Raw genomic sequence first — 14,249 nt, forward strand, 5'->3', positions numbered from 1 at the left:
CGCTAACTTTTTATGTGGGCGCGTTTAAAACCTTCCTGTCCCAGTTAAAAACCGAAAAAGGCTCGTCATCACGCTCGTGCTTGAATCCGCTTAAAAGCCTTGGTAGCTCCTTATTCAAATCCCAGGGACCCTGGCTTATATCCAGAGCGAAATAATAATATCCCATCCTCATTAATTCTCCAAGTTTTCCAAACAAGCTAACGGGTCTGTCTGCATATATAAAAGTAAGCCTTCTAGATCTTTGATAATAATACTGATCGCCTCTTTCTGTAATAAAAGGTTTTCCTTCCATAAGTTTTGGCTCCAAGACGGATGTCATTAACGGAAGCCACGAAAAAACCGTAACCACGGGAACCGCCGGCAGAGGATATTTCATAAGTTCTCGCAGTTCATCTCTGGTCATCTCGGGAGAAAGCGTTACAGCAAAGCAACCTTCTTCAGCCCAGTGAGCAAGAGAGGCGGCATTTCTAACATTGAGCCCCATTCCCCCAAATAACCCGATGCGGACATTAACATCTCGAAAAAGTTCCAGATGTCCCGGATTGTTGATCTCCCACAGGAGGAAACCTCTAGATACCAGCCATTCTGCGGCACGTTTATAAACTTTCAACCTTTCAGTCCAGCCCAATTCAGGGGTTGGAAGAGACAGCACAAGGCGTTCCTTCTGAGACGGCAGAATTTTCATGCGAGAAAGTGATTCCAAATTGGAAAGAGTGGCTTTAAGCACAACCCATTTGGCAGGTGAATGGAAGGCAGCCGGAAGATCCGACGGAGACGAGATTTTCAACAAAAGCTGGATCCCGCTTTTCTGGATAGCTTTACGTCGATCGGGAAGTTCCTCCCACACATTTTCAACAGGAAGATGCTTTGACCTTGAAGGAATCAAGGGAATTTTCGCTGCTATTTCAGATCTAATTCGTTTCCAAATAGCTTGAGACTGTTCAGTTTTATGACCGATCAGGAAAAGTTTTGTCCCTACCGGCAAATCGGAAAGCCCTTCAACCTCAACCAGATCGCCCTTTTGAGCATTTTCAGGATGAGTTCTACCAATGTGCCTGATAGGCTCTTCCCTGCCCCTCCAGGACTCAGGTCGAACAATGTCCCCTGAACGCAGATCTCCTCTCAGGCGTAACAGAGCACTATTTTCTCTCCTGCTCTCAACTGTTGCTATCCAAATCCCGCTTGATCCTGAACGACCTGGATCCAGGACACGCTCCGAGGGATTTGCTTCCCAAAATCCGGCACTGGTGTGTCTGGACGGAGCCGCTCGAAGCAATTCCTTAGCCAGCCCAATCGCTTCCGTCTCTTCCCCCGGACTGGCACTGAGAACCATCCGATAAGCCTTAACAACGTTTGCCACATAGTCGGGAGATTTCATCCGTCCTTCGATTTTCAACGCCGCAATTCGGGATTTTTTCAATCTGGGGATGAAGTCTATAGCTGAAAAGTCACTACAGGACAGGAAAAATCCTTCTCGCTTTCCCTGACGAAAACGAAGGCGACAGGGTTGAGCGCATTCGCCTCTAAGCCCACTCCGACCACCTCTAAAACTACTTGCAAGACAGAATCCAGAAAAGGAAAAACATAACGCTCCATGGACAAACACTTCTATTTCTACTGGAGCCTGTTCTGATATGGCTATGGCTTCTTCAACCGGCACCTCCCGCGCTAATACCACTCGACGAATTCCCCACTTAGCGGCTCTTTCTACTCCCTGAAGATTGTGGATGCCAGAAAGAGTGCTTAAATGGAGGGGAATTTCAGGAAAGAGGCGTCTCGCCATAAACACTGCACCCATGTCCTGGACAATGAGCCCACCAAAGCTCTTTGCTTCGGCAAGATCTGCAACGCGTTCCAACAAAACCCGAAATTGATCCAGTTCTCGAGAAAGCAAAAGGCTGTTTACTGCAAGATGGATTTTTATGTTTTTAGTCTCTGCCCAGCTGATTAGATCAGCACATTCCTCCAGGCTAAAGTTTCCGGCAAAAGCCCGGGCATTCCAGCCTTTAACACCAATGTAAACAGCGTCAGCTCCCGATTCAACGGCTGCCCAGAAGGATTCAATAGATCCGGCTGGAGCAAGAAGTTCAGGCAGTTTAAGAGAGTTATTACGATTCGAGCGATCTAATAATGTCAATCAGCGCCTCCACAGATTTTTCCAGTAATTTTTTGCCTTTTTCCGGGGATGCCTTGGCAGGATTTCCCCATACGCCTCCACGCCAGAAATCACGTTTATTTCGAACGAGTAAAAATCGAGGGAAAGAGGGATATTCTTCCTGAGATCGCCCTTTTACTTTGTCGGGAAAAAGATATTCTATAATGGACGTTTCGACCTCGCCGGCATGAGAATCTTCAGGAGTTTCCACAATGCCCTTCCATGCAATACGTCCCAGGTCGTTAATAGAGACAACAGCAAATCGAGCATCCTCAAGTTCATCCAGGAGTTCTTCGCAGGCATCAATTATCATGGCGATGTGAGTTCCACCGGCATGACCGCTAAGGACAAGAATATTTCTTAGCCCATTGAAATACAAGCCCCGGACAATGTCCTGAATGAGAAGCCTCAAGGTTGTCCCTCTTATGCTCACCGTTCCCGGGTGTTGAGAAGAGCTTCTGCAAAGCCCGTAAGTTACAGGCGGTGCCACCCAGACAAATATTTTCTGGGCAACGAGTCTGGCAAGTTCAACGGCGTGCCAGGTGTCGGTTCCTAAAGGTAGATGGCTTCCATGTTCTTCAAGGGAGCCACAGGGCAGGATAACAGTTCGGCTTTCTTTCAACCCCGAAGAGAATTCATCCATTGTAACTTCATCCAGCATGGGCATTTGTGTTTTTCTCCTTTTGCTCAGTGTGCACTTATAGATGTCTGCTTCTACAAATAGACCAGTGGTGGACATGTGTCTCCTACCCGAACACCCTGGCGAAAATGGTATCCACATGACGAGTATAAAAGCGAAGGTCAAAGAGTTCTTCAAGTTCATCTTCTGTCAAATGGCGCATAACTTCCGGATCTTCCTTAAGGCGGTTTTTGAGATGTCCACCCTGCTCCCAAACTTTCATAGCATTTCTCTGGACAAGTTCATAAGCTTCGTTACGAGAAAGCCCTTTTTGAGTAAGTGCAAGCATTACTCGCTGGGAATTGAAAAGTCCTCCCGTAAGGGCAAGATTTCTTGCGATGTTTTCTGGATAGACCGTAAGGTTTTCAATGATGCCGGTCAGACGATTCAGCATATAATCCAGAAGTATGGTGCTATCGGGAGCAATTATTCGTTCGACGGAAGAATGGCTGATGTCTCGCTCATGCCACAGAGCGACGTTTTCCATAGCGGCAAGAGCGTTAGCTCTAAGCACTCGAGCAAGCCCTGATAGATTTTCGCATCCGATGGGATTTCTCTTGTGAGGCATAGCGGAAGAGCCTTTCTGCCCTGGAGCAAAATACTCCTCCGCTTCACGGACCTCGGTTCTCTGAAGATGGCGAATTTCAACGGCTATTTTCTCCACTGTGCAGCCAATTATAGCCAGGGTAGTGAAAAATTCGGCATGGCGATCTCTCTGGACAATCTGGGTGCTGATAGGATCTGGTTTCAGTCCCAGCTTTTCGCAAGTAGCTTTTTCTATTTCGGGATCGATGTTAGCGTAAGTTCCGACGGCTCCAGAGATCTTTCCTACTCGTATGGTTTCCCTGGCGTTCAGAAGTCGTTCTCTGTTTCGTTTCATTTCTTCATACCAGAGGGCAAATTTGAGCCCAAGGGTTATGGGTTCGGCGTGGACACCGTGAGATCGTCCTATCATGATGAGATCTTTCCAGCGGAAAGCTTGATTTTTTAATGCGTTCATGAGTCTATCAATATCCTTCAGGAGAATGTCCGAAGCTTCAACCAGGAGTAGCGCCAGGGACGTGTCCAGCACATCTGAAGAAGTAAGCCCCTCGTGGATAAATCTTGAAGGTGGACCCACATATTCTGCCACGTTGGTAATAAAGGCTATTACATCGTGCTTTGTTGTTTCTTCTATTTCTTCTATACGCTTTGAATCAAAGTTAGCTCGTTCTTTAATAACAAGCCAGTCCTCCCAGGGAATTTCCCCACGTTCGGCTCTGACTTCACACACCGCAAGCTCCACTTCAAGCCATTTCCTGTAGCGATTTTCCTGGGTCCAGAGTTTCCCCATTTCTGGTCTTGTGTATCGAGGAATCACGAATTAGCCCTCCTTTCTTTTCTGACCTTAGTGCACATTCCGGATTACTTACCCCATCTTTTAGTGTTGTTCTGAAAGCTTTTCCATACCTCTATGAGATCCCAGGATAATCAAAATATCTCCTTTCTCGATCGAATATTGACCTCGAGGTATGAATACAACCCGATCTTTACCTGCCACGGAATCATGTTTTCTCACAGCAATAATCTGTAAGGCGTATTTATTGATAAGATCCAGTTGTTGCAGTGTTTTTCCGATGAAAGAGTCAGGGGACGGAAGTTCAAAAATAGCGTAATCTTCGTGAAGAGGGAGGTAATCTATCATGTTGGGGTTGTGGATTCGACGAGCCACTATGAGAGCCATATCTTTCTCAGGAAAGATAACATGATGAGCTCCAACGTGCTTTAATATTTGCGCATGTTCTTCACTCAAAGCTTTTGCGTATATGAGTTTTGCGCCGATCTGTCGCAGATTAAAGGTTGTTAGAATACTAGCCAGCATATTGGTTCCTATAGCTACAACAGTCGCATCCAAATCCTGTAATCCCAGGGCTCGTAGCGTTTCTATATTGGTTCCATCCGCCACCACAGCTTCAGTCACTTCTTGACGGATCTTCTGGATTGATTCTTTTTTTATGTCTATAGCAAGAACCTCATGTCCTTTGCTGTAAAGCTCCCGAGCAAGGTAATGTCCAAAATTTCCAAGCCCTATTACGGCAATTTGAGCCATATAAATTACTCCTTAGCCTATCATTATGCGTTCCTCAGCATAGGTAAATTCTCCACCGGTGCGAATTCGAGGGCTCAGGGCTGCAGCAACCACCAGAGGCCCTAATCTTCCAACAAACATGGTAAATACAAGGATAAGTTTTGCTGCCTTGCTCAGTTCTGGAGTTACACCCATGCTGAGACCAACAGTTCCAAAAGCTGAGATTACTTCAAAAAGATATTTCAAGAAAAGCCCATTAGTTTCGCTATAAGGTTTTGCTCCCAGTTCCGTTATGAGAACGCCGGCGGTCACCGATATGACTATAACCATACCCAATGTCAGCACACCGAAGGCTTTATTAACGGATTCGTCATCGAGGCTTCTCTTAAAGATGAAAGCCTTTTCTCTTCCCATAAATCTTGAGATACCAACGGCTGCTAGAGCAGCAATCGTGGAAGTTTTAACTCCACCGGCAGTAGAGCCTGGGGACCCACCGATAAACATCAAGATTAAAGTTCCTAAAAGAGTAATGGGAGCCATGGATGCGAAATCTAGCGTGTTAAAGCCAGCAGTGCGAGGCGTAACGGATTGAAAAATAGCGGCGAGGATACGCTCATGGATACTGAAATTCTTCATTGTAACGTTCCATTCTGCAATCAAGAAAAGAAGGAAACCGAATATGATGAGCCAGCAAGTTGTGGATAGGACGATTTTGGAATGAAGTGACAGTCGATGCCAGAACTTTCGAGGAGACAATCTGGATTTAGATAGCCAGTAAAGCTCGTTAAGCACGAGAAACCCAAGACCACCAAGAATGATGAGTGTAGAAACAGTTAAAACGATAACCGCATCAGATCTATAGGACATAATAGAATCACGAAACAGACTAAATCCAGCGTTGCAAAAAGCACTTACAGCATGAAAGATAGCAATCCATAAACTCTGGGAAACATCACCATTTAGATTGATGAAGCGCAAAAAAAGTAATGTCGCTCCCAAAAATTCCAAAACAAATGTAAAAAGAATTATTCTTTTAATAAGGCTTATGATGTCCGGCTGGGGAATATGAGTAAAGGTATCCTGAAGGATGAAACGAGATCTTATCGAGATGCTCCGCCCAACAATGGTAAAAAGACCCGTTGATATAGTCATTATACCCAGCCCACCAACCTGGATTAAAACAAGGATAATTATCTGTCCAGCCAGAGGAAAAAAGGTGCCAATGTCCACTACCGAAAGACCCGTTACACAAGCCGCTGAAGTTGACATAAAGAGCGCATCCACAAAGGAAAGGTGGAACTTGCCTTCCACAGGGATTCTCAGCGGAACCAGCATAAGAGCTACAGTTCCAATAAGGATAAATACGGCAAAGCTAAAAACGGGTAAAAACCAGTGTGACATAATTTGCTTAGGCATAATCTCGCTCAACTTTCTTGATTTTAGCAGTCTCAGGCACGTTAACCTTCAACGAGTTGCCCAAAATCACATACCAAATACAACTCAGGTAAATAGACAAATCGGAAATTCTTTACTGGTAAAAAAATGCCAACTCAAGGTATAAAATCAAATACGAAACGGAGGTAGCCTTTTATGGAAGCTCTGGTAGCAAGGCAACCTATTTTTGATAGGAACAAGAACCTTTGGGGATACGAAATCCTCTATCGATCCACGCCAGATGCAACTAAAGCCTGCATAAATGATCCCGACGAAGCTTCTTTCACCGTTCTTCACAACCTGCTCATGGTTATGGACTTTAAGGAATTAATTGAAGGAACTAAAGGTTTCATTAATTTCACAAAACGTTTGTTAACTGAAGATATTGCAACAATTCTTCCACCTGATCTTACCGTTATTGAAATACTGGAATGCACCACCCCTGATGACACAATCTTAGAATCAATAAAAAAGCTCAAAAAAAGCGGCTATCTTCTGGCTGTTGATGATTTTGCTCTGGAAGAAACGCATTTGCTGCCCTTTGTAGAAATGGTGGATATTGTCAAAGTCGATCTCATGAAAACCCCCAAATCCAGATGGAATCACATAGTAAAGTTATGCAACAACAAGAAAAAACTTTTACTGGCTGAAAAAGTAGAAACTTATGAAGATTTGAAATATGCAACAGAGCTAGGATTCGACCTTTTTCAAGGGTTTTTCTTCAGCAGGCCTGTGACAGTTCTCAGAAAAGAAATTCCTCCCGCAGCTACCAGCATGCTCAGAATTATGTCAGAACTGTTCAAAAAAGAAGAAATGGATCTTAAGGACTTTGAAAACATTCTAAAAAAAGATCCCGCTCTAACATACAAACTTCTCAGATACGTAAATTCACCGGCGGTAGGATTAAGACATCCGGTATCGGACATACGTCGAGCAATAATGCTGCTGGGAGAACGAGAACTGAGGCGCTGGTTGTTACTCGTAATCTACGGAAGCGTTTCAAAAGAATCACCCTATAAACTTTTCGGGAAAGCACTGCACAGAGGGCGCTATATGGAACTCCTGGCATACGAAACTAAAACAGCAAAACCTGACGAAGCCTTTCTGGTGGGTGTTCTTTCCCCCCTGGATGCTATGCTTCAATGCCCTATGGAAAATGTCCTGGAACAACTCTATCTTGCACCCCCAATTCAGAAGGCTCTACTTTCCCATGAAGGAACCCTAGGACTCATGTATCGTATGATAATGGCGCATGAGGCTGGAGATAGCGAAAAAGTCGTAGAAATCGCAAAGAATTTTTCCTTAGATATAGCTAAAATTAATCAACTATATATCGAAGCTATCCGGTGGGCTCAAATGCTCTAACAGAAAACTCCCATTAAACCACAATTTCTAATCTTCTTGCTCTCTATCCCTCTTTTCAAGTATCGCCAGCCGCTGAGTAAGCCTTTTAATTTCCCGCTCCTGCCTTGAAAATTCTATATCCATCCGGAGAATCTTTATAAGCATCGCAGCAAATCCAAGCGAAAAGAAAAAGGTCGGAGGGTAGTTTACACCAAACCATCGCGCAACCACATCTACCGTCTCCGGGAAAAAACCAACAAGCACGGAACATACCGCTAAGCCAAGCCACCAGATTGTATGGCGAACATGAATGTAATCCTTTCTCACAAGAAAAATGATAGCAATAGCAATAAAAAGTCCTATAACCGTTGAAGTAATACGATAGGAGATCATGAAACAACTTCCTTTTTAGAATTTGCTTTGAAACATCGCTTAGAAACACCGTATACACTTGAATGCATCATGTATCTAATAACAGCTCCCCAACTGTAAAAAACCCTTGAATGACCAGCTTGCTTAGGACGTTCATACATCCTCACCGGAACCTCCACAATAGAAAGTCCCCTGTGAGCCAGCATGAGAAGAACGCCAACATCTTGATAATCAAGAAGTAGAGCGTCTTTACTCGTAAGAATGTTTATAGCTTGTGGACCATAAAGCCTGAATCCGGAGGTCAAATCCTTAACCGAAAGCCCTGTTAGAGTTCTCAGGAAACTCCACGCTATTCTTCTCAACTTGCTCACCCGTTCAGGACATGATCCGATCACAACATCTGCTCCCGTTTTGCGATAAGCATCATAAAGAAGAGAAATATCATTTATTTCGTGCTGACCATCTCCATCAAGAGTCACCACAGGAGCAATTTTATGGTATCTGGCGAAAAGAAGCCCTGTCTGTATAGCCGTCCATGCACCAAGTCGCTTTCCATGAGAAACCACAATGGCTCCACCTTCAAAAGCTTCCTCCGCTGTTCGATCGGTGCTTCCGTCATCCACCACAACAACGGGGCAACCCATCACATCCCAGATGTTTTTCACAACCCGTCTTATAGTTGCTTCTTCGTTATAGGCAGGAACCACAACAATCAAGTTTTATCCTTCTCTACTAGCAACTCCATTTTTGTAAGCACCGGTTTTGTAACTTAAGAAGAGTAAAAGGTAAAGCTTTTACAAAAACAATAGGGACACAGCATCGCCATGTCCCTATAGAAGAACCCGAAAAAAGTTAGGCAGGGACGAAACATTTATCGTCCCTGCGCAAAAGTTCTTTTAACTTCCAAGAATTTCTTCAAGATCTTTCTCAGGTGTTGAAATAGGTTTAATGTTGTAATTCTGAACCAGAAAGTTCAACACATTAGGAGTAAGAAAAGCTGGAAGGGAAGGACCAAGGCGCATATTTTTTATACCAAGAGAAAGAAGCGTAAGGAGAATCGCCACGGCTTTCTGTTCATACCAGGATAGAATAAGGGAAAGTGGCAGAGAATTCACATCAGTCTGAAAAGCCTCGGCAAGAGCCAGTGCCACCTGGATGGCGGAATAGGCATCATTGCACTGTCCCATATCGAGCAGTCTGGGAAGATCTCCTATAGTTCCCAGATCTTTGTCGAAGAATCGGAATTTGCCGCAGGCGAGAGTAAGCACCACACAGTCCTCTGGAACAAGTTCCACAAAGCGAGTGTAATAATTTCGTCCGGGTTTTGCTCCATCACAACCAGCAACCAGGAAGAAATGTCTGATCCTCCCTGCTTTAACTGCTTCAACTATTTTGCCAGCCACACTCAGCACAGCGTTCCTTGCAAATCCAACCATGACATACTTACCATTGCTATCATCGGCATAACCAGGAAGTTCAAGAGCTCGCTTGATAACCGGCTCAAAGTTTCTGTCCTTTATGTGCTCAACTCCGGGCCACCCCACAAGACCACAGGTAAAAATGTTCTTTTCGTAAACATCCCTTGGCTTCTGGATGCAGTTTGTGGTCATCAAAATAGCACCGGGAAATTCAGCAAACTCCTTCTGCTGGTTCTGCCAGGCAGTGCCGTAGTGTCCGTAGAAATGGGGATATTTTTTGAGTTCGGGATAACCATGAGCCGGAAGCATTTCGCCGTGAGTGTAAACGTAAATGCCTTTACCTTCCGTCTGCTTCAGAAGTTCTTCTAGATCCTTAAGATCATGCCCCGAAATCAGAATGGCTTTGCCCTTTTTGTGTCCTAAAGGCACCTTTGTGGGCACGGGATGGCCGTATGTGCTCGTGTGAGCGTTATCAAGAAGTTCCATAGTTCTGAGATTCACCTTGCCACAGCGCAATACCCAGTCCACCGCTTCCTGAAGGGAAAGATCCTTTCTGAGCGTTGTAGCAAGCGCTTCATGCAGGAAGCGATAGATTTCGTCATCACTTTTACCGAGAATTTGAGCATGATCGGCATAGGCTGCAATGCCTCTACAGCCGAAAATCAGAGTGTGTTTAAGGGATCTTATGTCAGGATCTTCGTCTTTATCAGCCAGAAATCCTACATTCTCACCCTGAGCCACCATTTCGTCCTTAGTAGAAGCAGGAACAAAGTTTGCCGGACCATCTCCGAAATCGGTTTTACCCCCAGCAGCCCTAACCTTTTCCTTTAGCCTTTCTCTAAGTTCAACTGTTTTTCTTATTAGCGGCGGGAAGCGATCGGGATCGAAGTTTACATTTGTTAGCGTGGAAAAGAGTGCTTCGCAGGTGAAAGCATTGGCTTCTTCATCTTTGATTCCAAGTTTCCAGGCTTCCTGAGCCACCTGGCTGAGTCCTTTAACAGCATAGAGCAAAAGATCCTGTAAGCTTGCCACATCCGGTTGTTTCCCACAAACACCTATCTTTGTGCAACCTTCGCCCTTTGCCGTCTGTTCGCACTGGTAGCAAAACATAGCCTGTTCCCTCCCCTTGATTGTTTAAGGTTTACCCCAAAGGATGAGGAAACATCACAGCAACTGAAGAAATTCTCCTCATCCTGATTTTCACAACTGTTTATGCCACTCTTATGGAGAAGAAACCTTGATCTGGATCAATCAGGTAAAAATTTGATCACAATTCGATTAATTCTTCTTCCAGCGTAAGAGATCGCCTTTCGTAAAAGGCTTTTCGCCATTCCAAAAACTTTCCCTGCTCAATAGCATCGCGAATCTCTTGCATCATTGAGAGATAAAAGTGGAGATTATGGATGGTGTTCAAGCGGTAGGAGAGAAGTTCTCGAGCGACATAAAGATGTCGCAAATAAGCTCTGGAAAAATTCTTGCAGGTGTAGCAAGAACAGTTCGGATCCACAGGGCGATCATCATCGGCATAGCATTGCTTTTTTATGTTCATCTTGCCCCAGGATGTAAAAAGAGTTCCATTTCGAGCGTTTCTTGTAGGAAGAACGCAATCGAACATGTCCACCCCGAGGGCTACTCCTTCAACAATATCTTCTGGAGTTCCAACACCCATAAGATACCTTGGCGCATCTTCAGGAAAAAGAGGAAGAATATTTTCAAGCACTTCCATCATCACTTCCTTAGGTTCACCGACCGATAGGCTTCCGACGGCGTATCCGTCAAAGCCAATCTTCATAAGACCTTCCAGAGATTCCCTGCGTAGATCCGTAAAAACGCTTCCCTGAACGATCCCGAAAAGATACTGATCGTGGCGTCGATGAACCTGTTTACACCGCAAAGCCCAGCGAAGAGAAAGCCTCATAGACGCTCTGGCGTAATCATACTCCACGGGGTAAGGGGTGCATTCGTCGAGCACCATAGCAATGTCTGAACCGAGAGCTTCCTGAATTTCTATCACACGTTCAGGGGTCAAAACATGTCGTGAACCGTCAATGTGGGATTGGAATTCTACTCCTTCTTCTTCAATACGCCTTATCTTTGCGAGGCTGAAGACCTGGTATCCACCACTGTCGGTAAGGATCGCCCGGTCCCAGCTCATAAATCTATGAAGTCCTCCAAGGCGCGCAATCCGTTCATGACCGGGGCGAAGATACAGATGATAGGTATTTCCCAGGATAATCCGGCAGTCTTCAGTAAGGAGATCGTGAGGAGTAAGGCTCTTTACCGATCCCTGAGTCCCAACCGGCATAAAAACCGGAGTTTCAACAACTCCATGAACTGTCGAAAGCCTGCCTCTTCGAGCCATAGTTTCAGGATCACGGGCTATTACTTCAAAGAATCTACTTTCAGCCAAAGCTACAACTCCTTAAAGGATGAGCATAGCATCACCATAGCTGTAAAACCTGTATCGTCTGGCGATAGCTTCTCGATATGCTGTAAGTATCAAGCTTCTTCCAGCAAATGCGGACACAAGCAAAATAAGACTGGACTTTGGAAGATGAAAATTTGTTATCATGGCATCCACAATTCTAAACTGAAACCCTGGCACAATGTAGCAATCGCAAAACCCACGGTAAGGAAAAGCATCCATATTGTCAAAATGAGCAGCCACTATACCTTCAAGTGTCCTAACGACGGTTGTTCCCACGGCTGTCACTCGTCTTCCCCCCAGCTTCGCTTCTTTAATCAATTCAGCCGTCTTTTTGCTTACTTCGCACCATTCTTTATGCATCCTGTGATGACGCACATCTTCGGTCTTTACCGGCTCGAAGGTTCCATATCCCACATGTAGAGTCACAAAATCAACAGTCACACCACGAGAGCGAAGCGCTTCAAGGATTTCCCCCGTAAAGTGAAAACCTGCTGTGGGGGCAGCAATCGCACCGGGGTATCGAGCATACACGGTTTGATAACGCTCTAAATCTTCGGGACCCGGAGTTTTGCTACGACGTATGTAAGGCGGAAGAGGCACCTCACCATAACGGTAAAGAAGATCCACAATGTTCCAATCTTCGGGAAGAAGCACTCGCACTTTTCCTTCCCCAGATACATCCATAACGGTAAGCACCGGTTTCTTATGGATGACGGACGATGATTCATGATCGATGGAATCAGAAGACGTGCCCTTTACTAGCTCAATTTTCATGCCCGGCTTAAAGGGTTTTGATGCTTTCACCAGGCATTCGTAGCCTTTTTCTTTTGCTGTTTCAGGATCAGCAAAAGGTTCTAACACGAGAAGTTCTACTCGCCCTCCTGTTTCTTTCCGCCCATACAGTCGAGCCGGCACCACTTTAGTGTCGTTCATAATCAGGACGTCACCTTCACGAAGGAAATTAACAACATGACGAAATACAGTATGCTCCATGGTTCCAGTGGATCTGTGAAGTACCAGAAGGCGAGATTCGTCGCGTCGAGGCGATGGTTCGAGGGCTATTAACTCTTCCGGGAGTTCATAATCGTAGTCTTCAAGGCGGTAAGAAAGCCTTTCGTCTTTTTGAATCATTTTACAGTTCCCAGCTTTTCCAGGCTATCCTGAACCGGAGTGTAACGGTCGCCCGAAATTTCTTGCTTTATACGACACACGGTGCAAACATCCTGATAAGAAATGGCTCCACAAAGGGTGCAGTTTTTCATGGGGAGTTCTTCAGGTTGAGGCGGCTTTTTATCGGCAAGATAGCCGAAGAGAAAGTCTCGCTTTGTGCCAGGCATTTTATCTTCAAGAAGCTGTAAAGCTTCAAGAAACATATGATTTGTTGCGCCCCTGGAAAAAGGGCATTTTTCTGCAAAGTAAGATATGCCCTTGATGTGGCAGTAAATGCGAATTTCTTCAGATTCCAGCCTGAACAAAGGCTTGATGCGAGCCGGCATCACTCCTTCAAGGTCAGGAAGAAAAGGATAGGTTTTTTCTAGGTAAATTTCCTTATGTCTGAGGATATTTCCAAGGAGGCGACTTGCTTCGTCATCAAGATTATGACCTGTAGCTATTACGGAAAAGCCTTCCATTAAAGCCAGACGATTAAGAAACTGCCGCTTTAAGATACCACAAACTGAACAAATAATTCTTCGAGTGCGCTTTTTTATTTCAGGAAGGCTATATCCCATAAGCTTTTTAAGTTCGAACACCGAAAGAGGTAATCCGCGGGATTGAGCGAATTGCTCGCTGGCTGTTCTGGATGCTTCGGAAAAACCGGGAATTCCCAGATCGATATGAATGCCATGAGTGGAATAACCGAGTTCTGTAAGTATTGACCATAGAGCCAGAGAATCCTTACCTCCAGATACAGCGACAAGAATAATTTTTCGAGGAGTTAAAGGGAATATCTTCATGGCTCTCTTCACAGCATTGCGGAAAAACACAATAAAGCAATCCTGACAGAAATTTGCATGGTGACCTGGAAGATGGACCACGGCTTTTTCGCGACAACGAGTGCACCTGGCGTGAGCTGGCAAACGCCCATAAGAAGCACGATCGAGTTTCATAACCGCCTCTCCCTGTAAGAATTTCGAAAGACTTTTATTTTACGTATATTCTCAGGATTGTCACTGCAATCGTTATCAGGGTAAACCCCGCTCCGATAAACCATTGAGTAAATGTAAGCCGCCTTTCAAGAGATTCGAACCTTTTATCCATAGCTTCAAAACGCGCGTTCATTTCCCTCTGGAGAGACTCAAAGCGCTTTTCTATAGCTTCAAACCTGGCAGCTTCTATCTCCCTCAGCGCCT

13 protein-coding genes are annotated in these 14,249 nt (G+C 45.0%); 1 reads left to right on the forward strand and 12 read right to left on the reverse strand.

Annotated features, from left to right (window positions below; genetic code table 11):
- Positions 1-10: 10 nt before the first annotated feature.
- The 5 genes from WHS38_11300 to WHS38_11320 form a co-directional block, all read right to left on the reverse strand.
- On the reverse strand, positions 11-2,137 hold the full coding sequence (locus WHS38_11300) for a U32 family peptidase (protein MEJ5301562.1): 2,127 nt from the start codon (positions 2,135-2,137) through the stop codon (positions 11-13).
- Complete coding sequence (locus tag WHS38_11305) at positions 2,109-2,822, reverse strand: creatininase family protein (protein ID MEJ5301563.1); 714 nt, start codon at positions 2,820-2,822, stop codon at positions 2,109-2,111. Before WHS38_11305 ends, WHS38_11300 begins: the two co-directional genes overlap by 29 nt.
- 79 nt (positions 2,823-2,901) lie before the next feature.
- Positions 2,902-4,194: an adenylosuccinate lyase gene (purB, locus tag WHS38_11310; protein MEJ5301564.1), complete on the reverse strand. Its 1,293-nt coding sequence runs from the start codon at positions 4,192-4,194 to the stop codon at positions 2,902-2,904.
- Positions 4,195-4,254: 60 nt separating this feature from the next.
- On the reverse strand, positions 4,255-4,923 hold the full coding sequence (locus WHS38_11315; GenBank protein ID MEJ5301565.1) for a TrkA family potassium uptake protein: 669 nt from the start codon (positions 4,921-4,923) through the stop codon (positions 4,255-4,257).
- Positions 4,924-4,935: 12 nt separating this feature from the next.
- Positions 4,936-6,318: a TrkH family potassium uptake protein gene (locus WHS38_11320; GenBank protein MEJ5301566.1), complete on the reverse strand. Its 1,383-nt coding sequence runs from the start codon at positions 6,316-6,318 to the stop codon at positions 4,936-4,938.
- Between the two features lie 174 nt (positions 6,319-6,492).
- On the opposite strand from WHS38_11320, the gene WHS38_11325 reads away from it, so the two are divergent.
- On the forward strand, positions 6,493-7,701 hold the full coding sequence (locus WHS38_11325; protein ID MEJ5301567.1) for an HDOD domain-containing protein: 1,209 nt from the start codon (positions 6,493-6,495) through the stop codon (positions 7,699-7,701).
- 27 nt (positions 7,702-7,728) lie between these two features.
- Here the strand turns inward: WHS38_11325 and WHS38_11330 are convergent, their stop codons facing one another.
- The 7 genes from WHS38_11330 to WHS38_11360 all read right to left on the reverse strand — a co-directional run.
- The gene (locus tag WHS38_11330) at positions 7,729-8,073 is read right to left on the reverse strand and encodes a DUF2304 domain-containing protein (protein ID MEJ5301568.1); all 345 of its coding nucleotides are present in this window, start codon (positions 8,071-8,073) and stop codon (positions 7,729-7,731) included.
- Positions 8,070-8,759: a glycosyltransferase family 2 protein gene (locus WHS38_11335; protein MEJ5301569.1), complete on the reverse strand. Its 690-nt coding sequence runs from the start codon at positions 8,757-8,759 to the stop codon at positions 8,070-8,072. The genes WHS38_11330 and WHS38_11335 overlap by 4 nt, the downstream gene beginning before the upstream one ends.
- Before the next feature lie 189 nt (positions 8,760-8,948).
- Entirely contained in the window at positions 8,949-10,580 is a 1,632-nt protein-coding gene (gene hcp / locus WHS38_11340) for a hydroxylamine reductase (protein MEJ5301570.1), read from the reverse strand.
- Between the two features lie 157 nt (positions 10,581-10,737).
- Positions 10,738-11,880, reverse strand: coding sequence for a tRNA guanosine(34) transglycosylase Tgt (tgt, locus tag WHS38_11345; protein ID MEJ5301571.1), 1,143 nt, complete (start codon positions 11,878-11,880; stop codon positions 10,738-10,740).
- Between the two features lie 12 nt (positions 11,881-11,892).
- A complete protein-coding gene (gene queA, locus WHS38_11350; protein MEJ5301572.1) occupies positions 11,893-13,029 on the reverse strand; it encodes a tRNA preQ1(34) S-adenosylmethionine ribosyltransferase-isomerase QueA in 1,137 nt (378 codons plus the stop codon).
- Positions 13,026-14,006 carry an ATP-binding protein gene (locus WHS38_11355; GenBank protein MEJ5301573.1) on the reverse strand — a complete coding sequence of 327 codons (981 nt, stop codon included), beginning with the start codon at positions 14,004-14,006 and terminating at the stop codon, positions 13,026-13,028. The genes queA and WHS38_11355 overlap by 4 nt, the downstream gene beginning before the upstream one ends.
- A gap of 34 nt (positions 14,007-14,040) precedes the next feature.
- The coding region (locus WHS38_11360) for a hypothetical protein (protein MEJ5301574.1) at positions 14,041-14,249 on the reverse strand (209 nt) is incomplete at its 5' end.

It is taken from the genome of Thermodesulforhabdaceae bacterium, from assembly GCA_037482015.1.
In the GTDB taxonomy this organism is placed as follows: domain Bacteria; phylum Desulfobacterota; class Syntrophobacteria; order Syntrophobacterales; family Thermodesulforhabdaceae; genus JAOACS01.

What these genes read in the sequence shown, in the direction of transcription:
- WHS38_11305 (MEJ5301563.1), bottom strand. Translation starts at nt 2,822, where the DNA reads ATGCCCATGCTGGATGAAGTTACAATGGATGAATTCTCTTCGGGGTTG.
- WHS38_11315 (MEJ5301565.1), bottom strand. Translation starts at nt 4,923, where the DNA reads ATGGCTCAAATTGCCGTAATAGGGCTTGGAAATTTTGGACATTACCTT.
- WHS38_11320 (MEJ5301566.1), bottom strand. Translation starts at nt 6,318, where the DNA reads ATGCCTAAGCAAATTATGTCACACTGGTTTTTACCCGTTTTTAGCTTT.
- WHS38_11325 (MEJ5301567.1), top strand. Translation starts at nt 6,493, where the DNA reads ATGGAAGCTCTGGTAGCAAGGCAACCTATTTTTGATAGGAACAAGAAC.
- WHS38_11330 (MEJ5301568.1), bottom strand. Translation starts at nt 8,073, where the DNA reads ATGATCTCCTATCGTATTACTTCAACGGTTATAGGACTTTTTATTGCT.
- hcp (MEJ5301570.1), bottom strand. Translation starts at nt 10,580, where the DNA reads ATGTTTTGCTACCAGTGCGAACAGACGGCAAAGGGCGAAGGTTGCACA.
- queA (MEJ5301572.1), bottom strand. Translation starts at nt 13,029, where the DNA reads ATGATTCAAAAAGACGAAAGGCTTTCTTACCGCCTTGAAGACTACGAT.
- WHS38_11355 (MEJ5301573.1), bottom strand. Translation starts at nt 14,006, where the DNA reads ATGAAACTCGATCGTGCTTCTTATGGGCGTTTGCCAGCTCACGCCAGG.